Annotated in this window: 17 protein-coding genes and 1 pseudogene; 10 read left to right on the top strand and 8 right to left on the bottom strand. The window is 39.3% G+C overall.

Features of this window, described 5'->3' with window-relative positions; all coding sequences use genetic code 11:
- Positions 1 to 81 precede the first annotated feature (81 nt).
- The 3 genes from spoIID (at position 82) to C6344_RS12520 (ending at position 2,886) form a co-directional block, all read left to right on the top strand.
- On the top strand, positions 82 to 1,107 hold the full coding sequence (spoIID, locus tag C6344_RS12530) for a stage II sporulation protein D (RefSeq protein WP_034660277.1): 1,026 nt from the start codon (positions 82 to 84) through the stop codon (positions 1,105 to 1,107).
- Between the two features lie 323 nt (positions 1,108 to 1,430).
- Positions 1,431 to 2,129 carry a VWA domain-containing protein gene (locus C6344_RS12525; protein WP_080869567.1) on the top strand — a complete coding sequence of 233 codons (699 nt, stop codon included), beginning with the start codon at positions 1,431 to 1,433 and terminating at the stop codon, positions 2,127 to 2,129.
- A gap of 82 nt (positions 2,130 to 2,211) precedes the next feature.
- On the top strand, positions 2,212 to 2,886 hold the full coding sequence (locus C6344_RS12520) for a VWA domain-containing protein (protein ID WP_066031619.1): 675 nt from the start codon (positions 2,212 to 2,214) through the stop codon (positions 2,884 to 2,886).
- A 52-nt stretch (positions 2,887 to 2,938) separates the two neighbouring features.
- Here the strand turns inward: C6344_RS12520 and C6344_RS12515 are convergent, their stop codons facing one another.
- Both C6344_RS12515 and C6344_RS12510 read right to left on the bottom strand, forming a co-directional pair.
- Positions 2,939 to 5,287 carry an FdhF/YdeP family oxidoreductase gene (locus C6344_RS12515; RefSeq protein WP_066031620.1) on the bottom strand — a complete coding sequence of 783 codons (2,349 nt, stop codon included), beginning with the start codon at positions 5,285 to 5,287 and terminating at the stop codon, positions 2,939 to 2,941.
- 82 nt (positions 5,288 to 5,369) lie between these two features.
- Positions 5,370 to 6,635, bottom strand: a complete 1,266-nt coding sequence (locus C6344_RS12510; protein ID WP_060597484.1) for an L-lactate MFS transporter — start codon at positions 6,633 to 6,635, stop codon at positions 5,370 to 5,372.
- A 134-nt stretch (positions 6,636 to 6,769) separates the two neighbouring features.
- Between C6344_RS12510 and fdhD the strand changes: the two genes are divergently transcribed.
- Positions 6,770 to 7,558, top strand: coding sequence for a formate dehydrogenase accessory sulfurtransferase FdhD (fdhD, locus tag C6344_RS12505; protein WP_060597483.1), 789 nt, complete (start codon positions 6,770 to 6,772; stop codon positions 7,556 to 7,558).
- A gap of 10 nt (positions 7,559 to 7,568) precedes the next feature.
- Complete coding sequence (gene moaA, locus C6344_RS12500; RefSeq protein ID WP_066031621.1) at positions 7,569 to 8,576, top strand: GTP 3',8-cyclase MoaA; 1,008 nt, start codon at positions 7,569 to 7,571, stop codon at positions 8,574 to 8,576.
- A 252-nt stretch (positions 8,577 to 8,828) separates the two neighbouring features.
- Here the strand turns inward: moaA and rpsN are convergent, their stop codons facing one another.
- The 4 genes and pseudogenes from rpsN to C6344_RS12480 all read right to left on the bottom strand — a co-directional run bounded on the left by rpsN (position 8,829) and on the right by C6344_RS12480 (position 11,103).
- Positions 8,829 to 9,098, bottom strand: coding sequence for a 30S ribosomal protein S14 (rpsN, locus tag C6344_RS12495; protein WP_025093900.1), 270 nt, complete (start codon positions 9,096 to 9,098; stop codon positions 8,829 to 8,831).
- Between the two features lie 16 nt (positions 9,099 to 9,114).
- Positions 9,115 to 10,311 (bottom strand): GTP-binding protein, encoded by a 1,197-nt coding sequence (locus tag C6344_RS12490; RefSeq protein ID WP_060597482.1) that lies wholly within the window; start codon positions 10,309 to 10,311, stop codon positions 9,115 to 9,117.
- 81 nt (positions 10,312 to 10,392) lie between these two features.
- Positions 10,393 to 10,537: pseudogene (rpmG, locus tag C6344_RS12485) on the bottom strand (50S ribosomal protein L33).
- Positions 10,538 to 10,680: 143 nt separating this feature from the next.
- Positions 10,681 to 11,103 (bottom strand): DUF5362 family protein, encoded by a 423-nt coding sequence (locus tag C6344_RS12480; RefSeq protein ID WP_034660265.1) that lies wholly within the window; start codon positions 11,101 to 11,103, stop codon positions 10,681 to 10,683.
- A gap of 527 nt (positions 11,104 to 11,630) precedes the next feature.
- On the opposite strand from C6344_RS12480, the gene C6344_RS12470 reads away from it, so the two are divergent.
- Entirely contained in the window at positions 11,631 to 12,035 is a 405-nt protein-coding gene (locus tag C6344_RS12470; RefSeq protein WP_066031622.1) for a hypothetical protein, read from the top strand.
- Positions 12,036 to 12,080: 45 nt separating this feature from the next.
- On the opposite strand, the gene C6344_RS12465 is transcribed toward C6344_RS12470, so the two are convergent.
- Complete coding sequence (locus C6344_RS12465; RefSeq protein ID WP_066031623.1) at positions 12,081 to 12,590, bottom strand: thioredoxin domain-containing protein; 510 nt, start codon at positions 12,588 to 12,590, stop codon at positions 12,081 to 12,083.
- A 97-nt stretch (positions 12,591 to 12,687) separates the two neighbouring features.
- Between C6344_RS12465 and C6344_RS12460 the strand changes: the two genes are divergently transcribed.
- Genes C6344_RS12460 through C6344_RS12450 form a run of 3 tightly spaced genes read left to right on the top strand, consistent with a single transcriptional unit; the run spans position 12,688 to position 15,570 of the window.
- Positions 12,688 to 14,487 carry an ABC transporter ATP-binding protein gene (locus C6344_RS12460; RefSeq protein ID WP_066031624.1) on the top strand — a complete coding sequence of 600 codons (1,800 nt, stop codon included), beginning with the start codon at positions 12,688 to 12,690 and terminating at the stop codon, positions 14,485 to 14,487.
- 1 nt (position 14,488) lies between these two features.
- Entirely contained in the window at positions 14,489 to 15,043 is a 555-nt protein-coding gene (locus C6344_RS12455) for a MauE/DoxX family redox-associated membrane protein (RefSeq protein ID WP_060597478.1), read from the top strand.
- The gene (locus C6344_RS12450; protein WP_060597477.1) at positions 15,040 to 15,570 is read left to right on the top strand and encodes a TlpA family protein disulfide reductase; all 531 of its coding nucleotides are present in this window, start codon (positions 15,040 to 15,042) and stop codon (positions 15,568 to 15,570) included. The genes C6344_RS12455 and C6344_RS12450 overlap by 4 nt, the downstream gene beginning before the upstream one ends.
- Positions 15,571 to 15,602: 32 nt before the next feature.
- On the opposite strand, the gene C6344_RS12445 is transcribed toward C6344_RS12450, so the two are convergent.
- Positions 15,603 to 16,112: a GNAT family N-acetyltransferase gene (locus C6344_RS12445; protein WP_060597476.1), complete on the bottom strand. Its 510-nt coding sequence runs from the start codon at positions 16,110 to 16,112 to the stop codon at positions 15,603 to 15,605.
- A 116-nt stretch (positions 16,113 to 16,228) separates the two neighbouring features.
- Between C6344_RS12445 and spoIIQ the strand changes: the two genes are divergently transcribed.
- Positions 16,229 to 17,125: a stage II sporulation protein SpoIIQ gene (gene spoIIQ, locus C6344_RS12440; RefSeq protein ID WP_060597475.1), complete on the top strand. Its 897-nt coding sequence runs from the start codon at positions 16,229 to 16,231 to the stop codon at positions 17,123 to 17,125.
- The last annotated feature ends 67 nt before the right edge of the window (positions 17,126 to 17,192 follow it).

Raw genomic sequence — 17,192 nt, 5'->3', positions numbered from 1 at the left:
CTGAATGAAAGAAGCTGTCATATTAGCTTGTCCCCGCCCATAGGATAAAAGAGATTCAATGACAAATGGGGGCAGCCAAATATGAAACCAATGATATGGACAATCGCAGGAATATGCATCATTATTTTAATGATTCCAACTTTACTTGTGTTGCCGACGTTTCAAGGGAAACCGGAGGTAAGCCAGCATGTATCAGCGGAGCCATCAGTTAAAAAAGAAGTGAAGGGTACAGTCAAATTAAAGCAATCACCCGTCGCTATCCCCGTCTATCGTTCAGCTCATCAGCAGGTAGAAAACATCCCCTTAGAAGAGTATGTGATCGGTGTCGTAGCGTCTGAAATGCCAGCTGATTTTGAAATGGAAGCACTCAAGGCACAGGCACTCGCTGCAAGAACGTATATCGTCAGACAAATGATCATCGATAAGACTGTCAAATCACCAAAGGGCTCTCTTGTAGATGACACCCAAATGTTCCAAGTTTATAAAAACAAGCAGGAACTCAAGAAAATTTGGGGGAAAGCGTACAATTGGAAGTTAAAAAAAGTCACAGAAGCTGTCGCCAGCACACAAGGAAAAGTGCTGACTTATGATGAGAAGCCAATTGATGCCTCATTCTTTTCAACAAGTAACGGAAAAACGGAAAATGCCGAAGCTTATTGGAAAAACGAAATCCCATATTTGAAAAGTGTCTCAAGTAAATGGGACGAAAAATCGCCAAAATTTCAAAATAAGAAAACCATCACAGTTAGTGAATTTCAGCAAAAATTAGGTGTGACGCTCACTCAGCAGGCTCAGGTAGGACAGATAGTAGAACGGACGCCAGGAAATCAAGTAGCGAAAGCCGTAATAAACGGTAAAACACTGACAGGCAGAGACATTCGAGAGTCACTAGGACTTCATTCAGCGGACTTTACATGGGAACGACAGGGCCAGCAAATTATCATTACGACAAAAGGGTATGGCCATGGGGTTGGAATGAGTCAGTATGGTGCGCACTATATGGCACAGTCAGGCAAAAAAGTAGAGGCTATCGTGAAACATTATTATAAAGGGATTCAAATTGAATCAGCTGAACGTTTTCTCAACACGTATATGGCTAAAAAATAAAGCAAAGTTGCCTCAGAAATGGGGCATCTTTTTTTGTGTTCCAAGAGGTTTGAACAGAATGTGTCAATTTGCGACTTAAGACGCACCTCAGGAAATCTTAAACATTTACGTCCCGACAAGAACCGATGGCCGATACAAAGCCCCTCGAAAGAAGGAGAAAACAAAAGAAAAAATGATGTGTTAGGTGAATATATCTAGACAACTGACAGATTTTTAGTGATTTTGATGAAAGAGAAAAAGGGACCGAGTCCTATACCATTCCAAGACAGAATATTTTACGATTAAGATGTTTCAATTAAATACATAAGGAGGAAGGAAAAATGATGTTGAAAAAAGTATTTACACTCGTAACCTTAGCTGTATTGACATTATCTATGTCAATCTCTTCACCAGTATTTGCAAAAGCATCTACAGTCAAAAAACATAACAAAGATGTAAGAGTTACTATCTTACTTGATGCAAGTGGAAGCATGGCAAGAAAAGTAGAGGGAGAACGCAAATTTGACCTCGCAAAACAAGAGGTATTTAAATTTGCTCAGTCACTTCCAAAAGACGCTAAAATTCGTATGAGCTTGTTTGGCTCTGAAGGTAACAACAAAAATTCAGGTAAAGCTCAATCATGTGAAGTCATTAGAGGCGTTTATGGCGTACAGCCTTACGAAAAAGAAAGCTTTGAAAACTCTTTAAACGGACTTGGACCAAATGGCTGGACACCGATTGCTCGTGCTCTTGAAAATGCAAAGCAAACGGATGAACAGCTTAATGGTGGAACAAAACATATTGTGTACCTAATCACTGATGGTGAAGAAACTTGTGGCGGAGATCCAGTAAAAGTAGCAAAAGAATTGCATAACTCAAAAGGATCGACTGTTGTTAATGTGATCGGATTAGACTTTAACGATGGCTATGAAGGTCAATTGAAGCAAGTAGCCAAAGCGGGTAAAGGCCAATACTACCAAGCAAGCACTGGTAAAGAAATGGGTTCTATCTTGTCGGCAGAATCATTAAAACTACACGAATAACTTGCTGAACAAAAGGGAAACGATTGATGTATGCTATCGTTTCTCTTTTTCTGTACAAATGTAAAAAGGGAGGTTTTTATGAATGAAACGAAATATTGTATTAACCATTTTGGCTAGTCTTGTCCTGCTTCTTTCTTCACCAGCTTATGCTGTGACAAAACAGGAGCCTGCTCATGTGGTGATATTACTTGATTTAAGCGGCAGCATGGCACAATCAGTTGAAGGCGAAAAGAAAATCGATATCGCCAAACGTTCTATTCAAAGCTTCGCAAGTATTTTATCAGAAGATACACAAGTCCTGCTACGTGTGTTTGGTCATGAAGGAACCAATAAAAATGCAGGAAAAGCAGTTTCTTGTGGAAGCTCTGAAGCCGTTTACGGATTTGGATCATATGAGCCATCAACATTTCAGCAAGCACTGAATGTGTATAAGCCGACCGGCTGGACACCACTTGCAAAAGCATTAACAGATACGAAACAAGATTTTGAAGATCACCAGGCTGAAGGAAAAAATATTGTCTATGTCGTCAGTGATGGTAAAGAAACTTGTGGAGGAAGCCCTTCACAAGCAGCAAAGGAATTACATGAAGACGGAATTGACACCATTGTCAATATCATCGGCTTTGACGTGAATGAAAAAGAAGCAAAAAGTCTAAAGTCTGTTGCAAAAGCGGGTGGTGGACAATATCAACCGGCTGCGAATGCCGAAGAATTGAATCACATTCTACAAAATGAAGCGAGCGCTTTTGGTCAGTAGGATATGAATGGGAGCTGGGGATTGTTTTCCCCAGCTGTTTTTTAGTTGAAGATCAATTCAAAGTAGTTTCTAATTCATCAATTCGTTTCTCCACGTAGTGCTGATCTTTTCTTGCATGAAAAGTTTCGGCTTTTTCTAATATGGCCGCCGTATTATACTCGGGAATCTGTGAGTAGCTCTCATACACACCCTTTGGAATTAAAACGTTCCCTTCAGGCCAATAAACAGCGATATTGCCACGTTTCAAATCCCCGAATTGAGCCACTCCTTGATAGGACCCATATTGATTAAACAAGACAACTGGATCACCTTCTTGGACATAAAGTTCTTTTGCATCTTCGTTATTCATCAAGATAGAATGACGCTTCCCACCATTAAAGGCATCCTTTTCACTATAGATCATGGAGTTGAATTGCTTTCCTCTTCTTGTCGTGATATTAAAATGTCCTTCCGTTTTTCGGTATTGAGGCAGCTGGGCAGGAAGAAGATGTCCTTTGCCGTCCGGTGTTGGACACTCCCCGTCTTCACATAGCCATGCGCCACCCCATTGAAAAACGTCTCCTTTATGACGCAAATGCTGGATGCCGTCATAGTTTCGATTTGCGACCGCAATCTCACGGCGAATGTCTTCAGCCGTTTCGAAATGAATCAGCTCAGCATCTTCTGGCCGGACTCTTTTTGCAAGATCAATATAAATGTCCCATTCTGCTCTGGCTTCCTCAATACGAGGTCCTTCAATTTCTGGACTGAAATATACCATGCGTTCCGTACTAGTTGATGTACCGCCGCCTGGCTGTTCATATCTTGTCATAGCAGGCAGAACAATTACCGTCTCTTCTGCCTCTACAAGTGTAGAGGTATTCAAAATGATATCTTGATGGACACGGAGTTCAAGCTCAGATAAAGCTTTTTCGATCGCATCTGGATTTGGCATCGTTTCTAAAAAGTTTCCGCCGCTCGTAAATAGCATTTTGAGTTTTTGCGGATGTTCTTTTGGGAGAGCCATTTTCTCAAAGGATTGCCCAATGGTGTCACCATGCCATTTCGGAATGTCAAACCCCCAAATTTTTTCGATTCTTTCAATATTCTCTTCATCAAAATCACTGCCCGGCAAAACGAATGGATCAGCACCCATTTCACCAGAACCTTGAACGCCGCTATGCCCTCGAATTGGCATGACACCACAATGTTTCCTGCCAATAAATCCACGTAACATAGCAAGGTTGGCGACCTGTGATATATTATCAGTTGCAAAGCGGTGCTGGGTAAGACCCATACTCCAAATAAAAACGCCTGAATTGGCATTGGCAAGGAGGATCGCAAATTCCTTCATTCTTTCTTTTGATAAGCCTGATGATGCTTCTAGGTCCTCCCACTTCAACTGTGCGGCATGCTGCTTTAAATCCTGTATGCCGGTAGTATGGGCTTGAATAAATTCATGATCAAGAGCGGAATGGGGAGCATGCTGCTCCATGTCAAACCAATGTTTGATGACGCCGTTCATAAACGCAATATCGCCGCCTATATTGACTTGATAGAAATCATCCGCGATTTTTGTGCCGAATAGAGCACTTTCTGGAATAGAGGGAACCCAGTACTTTTCCATGGCAGGCTCTTTGTACGGATTGATGACAATAATTTTGGTTCCTTTCTTTTTCGCCGCATACATATATTTAGTGGAAACGGGCTGATTGTTTGCTGCGACAGATCCCCAAAAAATTAAGACATCCGTTCCGATCCAATCGTTGTAATTACAGCTGGAGGCTCCTATACCAAGGGATCGTTTAAGAGCGGTTTTGCTCGGTGAATGACAAATGCGAGACGCATTATCAATATGATTTGTCCCGATAAAGCGAGCTGCCTTCGCAGCGGTATAATAGACTTCATTTGTAATTCCTCTAGCCGTTAAATAGAAAGCGAGCTGCCGTTTATCAATTGATTTGATTTTAGCTGCGATTTGATCTAATGCATCATCCCAGGAAATACGCGTAAAGGCATTGTCACCTTTTTTTCGAATCAGTGGATAAGGAATACGGCCAAGTTTGCGAAGAGAGGTGCTGTCCATTTGTTTGAGCTGTTGAATATCTTCGAACCATTTTGGATCAATAGCTGGCATTGTATTAAGACGAAGTACATTTAGTCTTGTGGTGCATATATGAGGTCCTGCGAGCGTTTGGTCATATAACCCTGAAACACCCAGGGCACAGCCATCACACACGCCCTGCGTTAAAATACGATATGCATAGGGGAGATTATCCTTGTTTTCCCATGCCACTTTCATCGTATCTCGAATGTGTTTCGGTTTTACTTTCCCAAGCCCCATAGGCGCAAAAGAGGCCCATAGCTTTGGTGAGGGTTTTTTATTAAGCTTAATAGGCCCCTTATGTTTTGTTTTCCCCATGATATCATCACCCTCCTATTACTTTATGAAGCGTTTTCATATCTAAAAATTACCTTTAGATTGTGATTCTGTCAAATTCAAATTAAGGTCGGGCTGAGACAGAAGAAGTAGCAGTAAGGTTTGTTTCTCTAAGCTGTTGAATATCTTTCCTTATGAGAAGAGATATGATAAAAGCGATGAAAAATAAGCCAGAGAACACCATCAGACTTTGCGTGTAGTTACCTGTTATATCTCGAATAAAGGATGAAAATAAAGGTCCAGCTAAACCAGCAGCGGCCCAGGCAGTCAGAATATAACCGTGTATGGCACCAAGTTGTTTCGTGCCAAATAAATCCCCAATATAGGCTGGAATTGAAGCAAACCCTCCTCCATAGCACGTATAAATGATCGCCATCACGATTGAAAAGACGAGCGGTTCTTTTAAATAGGGGAGTAAAGGAAAGGCAATGAGCTGGATACTAAAGAAGATTGTATACGTATTCGGCCTTCCGATATAATCTGAGAAGGATGCCCAGCCAATCCGCCCTAAACCATTAAAAGCACCTAAAATACCAACAAGGGCAGCTGCAGCACCTGCAGTGAATCCAACACTTTCTTGTGCAAGAGGCGATGCAACTGAAATAATGGCAATTCCGCATGTGATATTAATAAAGAGCATGAGCCACAAATAATAAAAACGTCGTGTTTTGATCGCTTCATTTGCTGTAAGCTGTGATAAATCCTGAGGGATTTTTCTTTGATTTGTTTTTAACACGTCAAACTGTTTGACGTCTTCAGATGTTGGTGGTGATAAATAAAGAGATGAGATCACCATGATCATAAAATAGGAAATTCCAAGAATGTAAAAGGTATTTGCGATGTTCACTTTTTCAATGAGATATTGGATAATTGGGCTGCAAATAAGAGAAGCAAATCCAAAACCCATAATAGCTAAGCCGGTTGCAAGTCCTCTTCGGTCCGGAAACCATTTCACTAAAGTTGATACAGGTGCAATGTAACCTACTCCTAATCCTATCCCAGCGAGTACACCATAAAATAAATAGAGGAGAGGGAGTGAGGACATGTGGACAGCGAACCCTGATCCTGTCATTCCGATACCGAAGAAAATGGCTGAGAAAAGCCCCGATGCTCTTGGACCATACCTTTCAACGAAATGCCCCATGAAAGCAGCAGATAATCCTAAAAATAAAATAGCAATACTGAAGGTCAAGCTTATTTCTGTCAATGACCACTGAAAAGCTTGATGTAAAGGATTCGTAAAAACACTCCAAGCATAAACAGACCCAATAGATAAATGAATTCCTACAGCACTTGTTGCAATGAGCCAGCGATTTTTCGATTTGTTCATTTTGTTCCCCCCATATAAAGCAATCAAAAAGTTTGATAAGATAGGAATATGTTACAATTTTATGACTTTTTAAAATAATATCATAATTTGATTGGATCATATAACTAAATTTGTGCTGAAAGGAAGATCATACAATGAATCCTTCTGTTAAAAAGAAACGAGTCATACACCAATACAGTGAAGGCCAATTTACTTGCAAAACAGATGAAGTTGTAGAAGAATTCCCTTTAACTGTGATCGTGAATGGAGAGGAATTTGTGACACTTGTTTGTTCACCAGATCATTTGAATGAATTGGTTATCGGTTTTTTAGCTTCAGAAGGAGTCATTCGATTTGAAAATGAGATTAAAAGGTTTACAATAGATGAAAGTATGGGCTTTGCATATGTTGATTTAGTTCACCCAAGCGGATTTCAGTCATCAGATTTTACAAAGCGAGTGATTGGTTCTTGTTGTGGGAAAGGGAGACACTTTTATTTTCTCCAAGATGTGAAAACGGCAAAAACAGCCATTGATCGAATCAACATTTCTGCTGAAACCTGTATGCATCTAATGAAGTGTTTACAAGAAGAAAGCCAATTATTTCAACATACTGGTGGTGTGCATAATGCTGGACTGTGTGACACAGAGAAGCTATTCATCACTAGAACTGATATAGGAAGACATAATGCTTTAGATAAAATCTATGGATACTGTTTACTTCATCGAATTCCACTTAGAGATAAAATCCTTGTGTTTAGCGGCCGGATATCGTCAGAAGTTTTATTGAAGGCAGCAAAACTAGGAGTGTCGATCGTCATCTCAAAATCAGCACCTACTGAGCTGGCGCTTAATATGGCAGAAGAATTAAATATCACGACAGTTGGATTCGTCAGAGGAAAATCTTTTAATATCTACACTCACCATCAGCGTATTACAGAATAGGAGGCAAAGTATGGACAGTATATTGGATAAGAGACATCGACCATTGCGCGATTTAAGAATATCAGTAACAGATCGCTGTAACTTTAGATGTACGTACTGTATGCCTGCTGAAATTTTTGGACCAGATTATCCTTTTTTGAATAAAGAAGAACTGCTTAGTTTCGAAGAAATTGAACAGCTTGCTACCCTTTTTGCAAAGGACTTAGGTGTGGTGAAAATACGCATCACGGGTGGTGAACCTTTAATGCGAAAAGATTTGCCTATCTTAATAGAAAAGCTCTCAAAAATTCCAGGAATCGAAGACATTGCTATGACAACCAATGGAACGCTTTTACCTTTATATGCTGATAATTTAAAGAAAGCAGGTCTTCAGAGAGTCACCATTAGTTTGGATTCATTAAATCCTGACCGTTTTATGCAAATGAACGGAAGGAATATTTCTATCCAAAAAGTGTTTGATGGGATTGAGGCTGCAAAAAAAGCTGGACTTGCTATTAAGATCAATATGGTTGTTCAAAAAGGTGTGAATGATCAGGATGTTTTACCAATGGCAGCTTACTTTAAAAAAGAAGGACATGTTCTCAGATTTATCGAGTTTATGGATGTTGGAAATACGAACAAATGGAATCTAGAGCATGTCATGACAAAGAAAGAGATCATTGGTCTAATTGATTCAACATTTCCTATCAAACCAGAACCTCCTCAATATCCAGGTGAAGTAGCCAACCGATTCTTTTATAAAGATGGTTCAGGAGAGATAGGCATTATTTCTTCTGTTTCAGATGCTTTTTGTGGAACATGTAACAGAGCGAGGCTTTCTGCTCGCGGTGAATTGTTTACATGTCTTTTTGCATCGTCGGGTTTTGATCTGAAACGGGTGATTCGCTCGGCTAAAGATAATGAAGATATAAAGAATATATTGAAGGAACTATGGTCGAATAGACATGATCAATATTCAGCCGAGAGAGAACAGAAGAAAGATCAGAAAAAAGTTGAAATGTCATACATCGGTGGGTAGTGACAACAAAGTATCATGATCATGTATTTTTGAAAAGAAGAGAAAAAGTCATAATCATTGTTGACAATTTTTTTTGAAATAGGTCTATTCATCTTATGAATCCAGTCATTATAAAAAACCAGCAGAAACTCTGCTGGTTTTTAAAATGTTATTTTGTAGCTCAAAAAGGTTTAGAAATGCCTAGAAAATAGAATTTTAAACATTTTTTGCTACTTTACTTTTATGAGAGCTGTGATAAGATCAACTCAATCTTTACCAGCTCGATTTTTTTACTCCTGGGATGTGGCCCTTATAGGCAAGCTCACGAAAAGCAATTCTAGACATTTTAAATTTTCGTAAGTAACCTCTAGGGCGGCCGGTTAATTCACAGCGGTTTTTTAAACGGGTAGGGGAAGAGTCTCTAGGTAATTTCCGTAAAGCTTCATAGTCACCTTTTTCTTTTAACTCTTTTCTTAATTCTGCATATTTCAATACAAGCTGCTGCCGCTTTTTTTCTTTAGCAATCTTAGATTTCTTTGCCACTTAAAACCCTCCTTTTTTAATGTTGGATTTTCCATTGAAAGGGGTCTTCAAATGTAGTCCAATCTTGATCAAATTCTTCAGGTGTGAGTAAGCATTGATCTAGTGTGCGAATGATATCTGCTTTAGGCAAATCTACGCCGATAAACACAAGTTTTGTATGCCGATCACCAAATTCTGCGTCCCACTCGTCAAGAAGCTCTGGTTCTTGCTTTAATATCCGTGCCTTATCTTGCTCAGGCAAGGCAGCAATCCAGTATGCAATTGGTTCAATCGCAACAGATTTTCCGGCCTGTGAAATTAAAATGGTTAAATCATGATGTGTGGCAAGCCATGTAAATCCTTTAGCGCGAACTATTTGCTCTGGCATCTGATCTAACCAATTATTTAACCTGCCAGTATGGAAGGGGAGTCTTCTTTCATAAACAAAAGATGAGATTTGGTATTCTTCTGTTTCCGGCGTATGCTGAGAATGCCCGGCGTTGATTTCTTTGATCCAGCCAGCAGAAGCACTGGATTTTTCAAAGTCAAATAAACCAGTATTCAAAATGTCACTTGGCTGTACTTTACCTTTTGAGGTTCTGATGATAGATGCTTCTGGTTGAAGTGTGGTCAGCACGCGCTCAAGTCGATCTAATTCTGAGTTTGATACTAGATCACATTTATTTATAATCAGTACGTCACAAAATTCAATTTGATCAATAAGTAAATCGGAAATTTCTCGTTCGTCATCATCGGAAACGGCTTGTTTACGGTCTAATAAACTTTCTCCTGACTGGAAGTCGGTCCAGAAACGATTCGCATCTACAACAGTGACCATCGTGTCTAACCGGCAAAAGCGTGTCAAATCTATTCCCATTTCTTCATCAATATAAGAGAAAGTTTGCGCGACTGGAATTGGTTCACTAATACCTGTTGACTCAATGACAATATAATCAATATGACCAGTTTTACACAGGCGTTCTACTTCGATTAACAAATCTTCTCTCAATGTGCAGCAAATACAACCATTAGACAATTCAACTAGCTTCTCATCTGATCGAGAGAGCTCACCGCCTTGTTTGACTAGTTCTGCATCAATATTAATTTCGCTCATGTCATTGACAATCACAGCTACTTTTAACCCTTTACGATTTTGTAGGACATGATTTAATATTGTTGTTTTTCCTGCACCTAAAAAACCGCTTAATACTGTAACAGGTATTCGCTTATTCATTTCTTTCTGTCCTTTTAACCATACTCATTTTGATTTCCGCCTCACTTAAAAAGTAATGATTACGATTTAAAATCTAAAAAATTATTTTGTTTCTCTATGAAGGGTTCTTTAGCCGAGGAGAATATTTTTTTAACTCCAGTCGGTCCGGGTTCGTTCTTTTATTCTTTGTTGTGATATAGTTTCTGTCACCCGTTTCAGTACAGGCTAAGGTAATTTTTACGCGCATCAGTAATAGGATCCTCCTTTAATTCGTAATGGTTACGATTTGTATTTTAAAATGATCAAGGCGGGATGTCAAGCTTAGTAGGATGAATAATGCCAAATGATCAAACAAAAGGGGTATCGAATGTTCATTGATACCCCTCTCCATTAATAAAAGTCACCAAGCTCTTGTTCGTATTCACCTTCGTATTGCTGGACGTCACTAGGAATTTCTTGAAGAAAGGCTAGGCCACCTAATATCAGCATCAAGATAATGGCGATGAATGAGAGAATGACTGTGACAATACTTGATATGGCAAATAGCGTCTGCATTTTCATCATCTTAGCATATTGTTCTAATAACTCTTCATAAGAAGTATCAGGAGCTTGAATTAATTGTTCAGCTGCGTTTACAGATTTTTGTACATGGATTCCCATCATAATGAGGAAGACGCCAAGGGCAGCAGGAAGAACAAGCCAAAAACCAATAAGAATAGCTAGGCCGCCTGAAATATAGAGAAATATACTACCAACTTTTCCCCACTTTGTGATCGAATGAAGAGATTGAATGATTTTCTCAGTTTGTTGCAATGGTGTTCACTCCTTTATGTATTCACTCTTTATCATACTTGAGCAAGTAGTACTTTAGGAAGAGTGAATGTAGAGCAATTAAAAAATATTTCTATCTTCACTTTACTATTTATGGATAAATAAATTATCTTCAAATAAGAAAAAAGTAACATTTACTATAAATTTTAACGACAGTTTATGTCATAAATAAGATTAGTAGTTAAAAATAATTAGTAAATTTATCAAAATATGTTGTTAGTTGTCTTGTAATTGGTTATTATTGTGTTGTATTACCATAAAAATTGGAAGGTGGAATTCATATGTTAGATCGTTTCTTAAACAAAATGACCAATGTTCAACCTGCAGCTTCAAGATGTATTTTACAAAAATTAGTCACTTCATGTAAATCAGCGCCAACTTGTTTCCTTCAAGGTGTTGGAACTTTCCGTTACTACGTGGATCGTGATACAGGTGAGATATGTACTAGCCAAGAACGCGTTAGATGTGGCTGCTAAATTCAAGGATTTTATTTAATAGGATGTGAACGCATGAGCATATCTTCAATTTCATTTTTAACAAATGCTGTGCAGACGTCAAACAGTCGTCAAGCGGGTCAAACATCAAATTCTTTTTTAAACCAAGCTGCGAAAATTGTTCAAGGCGACCATTCTCCAGAAGAGAGAAAGGCATTATTTCAACAACTGACTCTAGTTCAGCAAGGAAAAGATTTAGAGCTTCATGTGTCTAAATTAAAGGAACTAGAGAAAGAGGTTCAAAAAGAATCGTCTTCTTCGTCTGTTACTGTGAATCAGCATGGTGACCAAGTAGACATTTCAAATGAGGCTCGCAGTGAGTTTGAACAAGCTGAGGAACAAGCGACAGCTTCAAGTGAAGCGAGTGAAATCGCAGCAAGGGAAAAGGATCAGGATGTTCAGGCAGATCCACACCAATAAAAAAACGAGGCGTGTGTTTGTTGTCTTCACATGCCTCATTTATGTTTATTTTGCAGAAATCCTTGAATAAAGACCATCCGGAAAAGGGGCTGCATATGAGATTGTTTCATCTTCTTCTACCAAGATGTAATATGGAAACTCTTCAATATGAAAGGCGCCTATCATTTGTTCGTCCACTGAGATAATTTGCATGTTGGTTTGGTTATCACGATATAATTCTTGATCCTTTTCTTGCCCATTCTTTAGCAAAACACTAAAAGAAATGTCTAATTGACGCTGCCTTTTCGTTTCTAGGAATTGTTCCAGTGATGGGATGCAGTGCGGACATGCTGTGTCAGTGAATATAAGCAGCTGTTGCTTGTGATTGGTTTGCAGCAAATCATTCATTTGAATAGGTGATGGTTTTTCAATTAGCGGATGAACAAGTTTTTGTCCGACATGCTGGATCGGTAAGATGATTAATTCCATCTGGTGTTTTAAATAGATGATGATTCCGATCGTCAATAAAAGACTGCAAAGAATAAGAGTGAGCTGTAAAAGTAAGATTGAATTCATCGTTATCGTCCTCTCAGAATGAAGTTACGCAGAACTATCATAATATAAATATCAAAAATATGTCAATTATACTAAATGGTGTAAGGTGGAGCGTTTGATGAGTACAGTGAACCATTGTTTATATGCAATCTCCTATACTTGGAAAAGAAGTCGATCATATCTTCTGTTAACTCTATTGATCCAAGTGATCGTTGGTTTTATGCCTTTGGCTAGTGTCTGGATTATTCAAACATTGATTAATGAAATTATTTTATTCATGACTTCTTCAGGAGACATTCAAAAGGTCTTAAGGTTATTTGGGTTGCAAATGGTCATTGTGGTTTTAGGATATGGGCTTCAATTCATTCTTCAACTTAGTCAGCAAAAAGCGACAAATTTGATTGGTTTGCATTTGAAGGGTGAATTGCTTCAAAAGGCAATCAGGCTGCCATATATTACATTTGAACATCCGTCTTTTTATAATGAAAGTCAACGTGTGATGAACAGTCATCAGCATGTTCTGAGTATGGTTAGAAGTATTTTTACAATCATGAGCGCATTGATTACTGTTGTATCACTTCTCATTTATATGATCGGTATCCATTGGGGTTTGGCGGCCATTCTGATCTTATTTACCCTGCCTGTCTTGTGGATTGAGCTCTTCTTTGGAGGCGCACGGTATCAACTAAACCGCATGTTAACTGCTAACGATCGAAGAGAAATGTATGTGTCCGACCTTGTTGCACAGCGAGATTCATTGAAGGAAATCCGTTTATATGGAATAGGACATTATCTTCTTCAAAAATGGAAAGGTCATTATGTAAAAAGTGCAGATGAAAAATATAAATTACTAAAACGGCAGGTTCGCTGGGAGATGGCGGGCGGATTGCTTATGACATTTGCCTATGTGTGCTGCGGTCTTTTTATTGTCTTTCTTATCTTTCAAAAAAAATTAGCAGCGGGTACGTTTGTCGCTGTGCTCCAAGCTGTGCAAAATATTCAAAGTGGTTTTCAAGACTTAACGAGGGAATGTTCTAGTTTATATGAAACGAGTCTCTATATTGATGAAATGAGAACTTTTCAAAAGAGAGAAGAAGAAATTGATGAGCAGACAGAGGAAGGGGCATCGCTTCGGAGGATTGAATGTATTCAGTCCATTACGCTAGAAAACCTCTCTTTTACCTATCCGAATATGAAAACGCCTGCTATTGAGCATATACATTTTCATATCAATAAAGGTGAACGCATTGCATTGGTGGGGGATAACGGATCAGGTAAGACGACCTTGATTAAATGTTTGACCGGTTTATATGATCCAGACAAGCCGAATATGCAAAAGGTCAATGGTGAGTCTATTTCGACCATTTATAAAAAATCATATCATGCGAGAATGGCTGTCCTTTTTCAAGATTTTATGAAGTACGAATTCACTGTGAAAGAAAACATTGGATTTGGCCGTATCGACGAAATAGATGAGGAAGAGCGCATGGTGTCAGCTGCGCGGCAAGCAGGCATAGAGAAAAGAATTCATCAAATGGAAGAAACATACGATGCGCAGCTTGGCCGGTTTTTTGAAGAAGGTCATGAACTGTCTGGCGGACAATGGCAAAAGCTTGCGATGGCGAGAACCTTCTTTAGAGAAAGTGATTTTATCATTTTAGATGAACCGACTTCTGCTCTTGATCCGCTATCGGAGATTTCACTCATTCGAAAGCTATTCGATCATACGCAGGATCAAGGGGTCTTGTTTATCACACACCGTATGGGAGCGGCCCGCTTAGCAGACCGCATTATCGTGATGAAAGATGGTGCTTTCGTTGAAGAAGGGAACCATGAAGAGCTGATGGCGCTAGGTGGAGAGTACAAAAGGCTTTATGAGGCACAATCTCAACTATTTCAACAAAAGGAGATGGCGTAAGGTGAGTGTCTTTTATTTTATAGGTGTCTATTTCTTAGGAATCATCTTTGCAGGTGCATGGCTTGATAAAGTGAGAAAACAAACGGCGCATATGCAACAGATGAATGCTTATCGGCTGCTGCCTTCTGCGCTCACGGCGCCAATGTTTTATTTGTTTTTGACTATTGAATTGGCTTGTACTGGTCTATTGTTCGTATGGAACATGTCTCTTGTACCTGCGATTGGTCTTACAGCACTTTTATGTACCTATACTGGAGCGGTCACTTTCAATTTATTGAGAGGACATCGTAACATTTCATGCGGCTGTGGAGGTTTACTTGAAAATGACCGTCTTCACTGGGGAATTGTGATTCGTAATGTGTCGATGCTGGCTCTTGTGATTGGCTTGTTTTATGTGCATCCCTATGTAGAAACAATTCCATGGCAATTTCACATTATTTGTTTTCTGATTGCAGTGGCTGTCTGTTTCATTATAGCGGTGGGAAAAGACATCATGATGTTCAAAAGAAAGTGGAATCAATTTGAATCATTTATAGAAGGAGACCAAGTGAAATGACAGATATTCTACTGATTATTGTGTTATTCATTGTCATTGCTCAGCTGGCTGTGGTGTTTTTGCTTGCCCGCTTTATCGGAAAATTTATGAATAAAATCAAAACTCTTGATGGGATTGAATTAAAGGAAGCGGATGTTGGTGATGCGGCGCCGTTATTTCGAAGCTATACACATTTAGGGGATAAGGTCATTTTAAAGGAATATTTGCAGAGCGGAAGAGCCGTGATGCTGTTATTTGTGAACTCTACTTGTATGACATGCAAAAGCATTTTGTCTGATATGAAGCAGCACATCTCTAGCGACGATACTCAATTCATTTTGATCAATGGAGATGAACAAGGAGATGATGCATCGCTTCTTCAATTGCTGCCTGATCAAGCTGTGTATGTGCGCTCTTCGCAAATCATGGAGCTGTATGGGGTAACTGTTGTTCCGCAAGCGATTCTGATGGATGAACATGGCATCATCCTGCAAAGAAAATCTCTTCAAAATGCGAAACAGTTTGAACAGCTGTTACATGCTTCATAAAAAAGCGTCTCTTTGTTGGAGAGACGCTCGTTTTATAATTCTTTTCCTAGAATATCTAAATCGTACCTGCTGCCGTCCATTTCTGCGATACGTGGCAGGTGACCCCATGTCTCAAAGCCGTGCTTTTTAAATAATTGAATGCTGGCTTCGTTGTGCCCGAAAATAAAGGCAAGTAACGTTCGAATGCCTAATGAAGGTGCCAACTCAATGGCCTCTTGTAAGAAAAGTGACCCTAAGCCTTTCCCTCGATCGTCTTGGTTTAAGTAAATACTCATTTCAACGGTCCCGTTGTATGCAGGTCTTCCGTAAAACGTTTCAAAGCTGAGCCAGCCGTAGATATGTCCATCCTCATCTGTTTTCACATAGAGAGGTCTTTTCTCTGAATGATTCAAAAACCATTGCCGGCGGTCTTCAACTGAAACTGGTTCTGTGTCGGCGGTTACTTCTCTTGAAGCAATGGTTGAATTGTAAATATCAACGATCGCTTTGAGATCATCTTCTGTTGCTATGCGGTTGAAAGTTTTCACAATAAAGTCCCCCATCTTTTTTTCATTCATCATACATATTATTGGTGCGATTGCGCAAAATAAAAAGAAAAATGATTTCGTGTGTATATATTTTTTGAAAAGTGTTCAGAATGTTGCTGAGGTGATGAAAAATGAGAGAGGAAGAAAAGAAACGTACTTCCAAAATCACAAAAGTTCAGCAATTTTTCCGTAAGCGCTGGGTATTCCCTGCTATTTACTTGGTCAGCGCAGCGGTCGTGTTAACAGCCGTTCTTTGGTACCAAGCTGTATCAAAAGATGTGAAAGACCAACTATCTGATGGAAATCAAACAGGGCAAGAACAGCGTGATGATGCCGTTGAAGTTGGAAAGCCAATTGAAAATGTTGCAATGCCGGTCCAGAATTCTGATAATGTTTCTGTCGTGAAAAAGTTCTATGAAGCAGATGCTGATCAAAAAGAAAAAGAAGCAGCACTTGTAAACTATAATAACACCTATACCTTGAGCAAAGGTATTGATCTTGCAGATAAAGATGGCAAAGTGTTTGATGTCACAGCTGCTCTTAGTGGAACAGTGGTTCAAGCGAAAAAAGATCCAGTTCTCGGTCACGTCGTTGAAATTGAACATGAAGATGGATTATCGACTGTTTATCAATCGTTGTCACAAGTGAGTGTCAAAGAAGGCGATGAAGTTAAGCAGAATGATGTCATCGGTGCTTCTGGTAAAAATCTTTATGGTGCTGAAAGCGGCAACCATGTGCATTTTGAAATTCGTATGGAAGGTTTAGCGCTTAATCCACTTAGCTTCATTGACAAGCCTGTTTCGACTATTGAAAAGGCCGCGCAAGAAGTGACGGAAGAAGCAAAAGAACCTGCTCAGCCAAAAGCTGATGAAAAAACGAAGGAACCTGCTGGTGAAGATAAGGCCAAAGAGCCTGCTGGAGAAAAATCTGAAGAAAAGTCTGATGAGAAGGGGAAATCCTCTGATCAAGAAAAGTCTTCTGATTCCTCTAAAGACAGCAGTCAATCTGAAGAAACAAAACAATCTTAAAGCCTTGCAACCTCTGTGTATGAATTATGCAGAGGTTTTTTTCTGTCTTAAAAAAATCCCCCGCACT

The organism is Bacillus sp. GBSW19, from assembly GCF_002998655.1.
Classification (GTDB): Bacteria; Bacillota; Bacilli; order Bacillales; family Bacillaceae; genus Bacillus.
The sequence above is the reverse complement of the archived record's forward strand: the minus strand, read 5'-3'. Positions and strand labels throughout refer to the sequence as shown.

Bases quoted from the DNA above. Each gene is read 5' to 3' on its own strand.
- spoIID (WP_034660277.1), top strand. From the start codon at position 82: ATGAAACCAATGATATGGACAATCGCAGGAATATGCATCATTATTTTA.
- C6344_RS12525 (WP_080869567.1), top strand. From the start codon at position 1,431: ATGTTGAAAAAAGTATTTACACTCGTAACCTTAGCTGTATTGACATTA.
- C6344_RS12520 (WP_066031619.1), top strand. From the start codon at position 2,212: ATGAAACGAAATATTGTATTAACCATTTTGGCTAGTCTTGTCCTGCTT.
- C6344_RS12515 (WP_066031620.1), bottom strand. From the start codon at position 5,287: ATGGGGAAAACAAAACATAAGGGGCCTATTAAGCTTAATAAAAAACCC.
- C6344_RS12510 (WP_060597484.1), bottom strand. From the start codon at position 6,635: ATGAACAAATCGAAAAATCGCTGGCTCATTGCAACAAGTGCTGTAGGA.
- fdhD (WP_060597483.1), top strand. From the start codon at position 6,770: ATGAATCCTTCTGTTAAAAAGAAACGAGTCATACACCAATACAGTGAA.
- moaA (WP_066031621.1), top strand. From the start codon at position 7,569: ATGGACAGTATATTGGATAAGAGACATCGACCATTGCGCGATTTAAGA.
- C6344_RS12490 (WP_060597482.1), bottom strand. From the start codon at position 10,311: ATGAATAAGCGAATACCTGTTACAGTATTAAGCGGTTTTTTAGGTGCA.
- C6344_RS12470 (WP_066031622.1), top strand. From the start codon at position 11,631: ATGAGCATATCTTCAATTTCATTTTTAACAAATGCTGTGCAGACGTCA.
- C6344_RS12465 (WP_066031623.1), bottom strand. From the start codon at position 12,590: ATGAATTCAATCTTACTTTTACAGCTCACTCTTATTCTTTGCAGTCTT.
- C6344_RS12460 (WP_066031624.1), top strand. From the start codon at position 12,688: ATGAGTACAGTGAACCATTGTTTATATGCAATCTCCTATACTTGGAAA.
- C6344_RS12450 (WP_060597477.1), top strand. From the start codon at position 15,040: ATGACAGATATTCTACTGATTATTGTGTTATTCATTGTCATTGCTCAG.
- C6344_RS12445 (WP_060597476.1), bottom strand. From the start codon at position 16,112: ATGGGGGACTTTATTGTGAAAACTTTCAACCGCATAGCAACAGAAGAT.
- spoIIQ (WP_060597475.1), top strand. From the start codon at position 16,229: ATGAGAGAGGAAGAAAAGAAACGTACTTCCAAAATCACAAAAGTTCAG.